This is a genomic window from Stenotrophomonas sp. CASM106, assembly GCF_049384825.1.
GTDB classification, from domain to species: domain Bacteria; phylum Pseudomonadota; class Gammaproteobacteria; order Xanthomonadales; family Xanthomonadaceae; genus Stenotrophomonas; species Stenotrophomonas muris.
In genome coordinates, this window is the sequence record NZ_JBMRFS010000078.1 from 1 (window position 1) to 414 (window position 414).

At 63.5% G+C, this 414-nt stretch carries 1 protein-coding gene; it reads right to left on the minus strand.

Annotated features, from left to right (window positions below; genetic code table 11):
- Positions 1-200: hypothetical protein (locus VG556_RS22615; protein WP_423180082.1), on the minus strand; the 200-nt coding region annotated here is incomplete at its 3' end.
- Positions 201-414: the final 214 nt, after the last annotated feature.

A 414-nucleotide genomic window follows, 5' to 3' on the forward strand; every position in this document is an offset into this window, starting at 1 on the left:
CCGACATGCAGGGCATCCACAGTGCTGCAGAGCGCCTCGACCCGCACCGTGCTGCGCTGGCCGGTGCGACGGTGGTGCTCGAGGGCCCGCGCCGCGGCGACATCGAAAGCCTCGGCGCCCCGTGCATAACGGGTTGCGTCATGCGCCTGCGGATCCAGCACGGACCAGTGCCGGGCGTTGCATTGAACGGTAATGACCATGAGGGGCTCCTGCGATTGGAAGGATGCGACGGCAGGCGGAAGAGCCACGTGCCGGTACACCTTCAGGCTAGCGATCACCTCAGGGATGGCCCATCAGATTTGTACGAAAATGCCGCACCCTCTGGTCAGCCCTTGCCTGCCCTCACATCCCTGAGCCCGTTTAGCCTGTTCTTTCCGTGATCCTTGTCACGGAGTCAGCAGGGCTTCACACTAT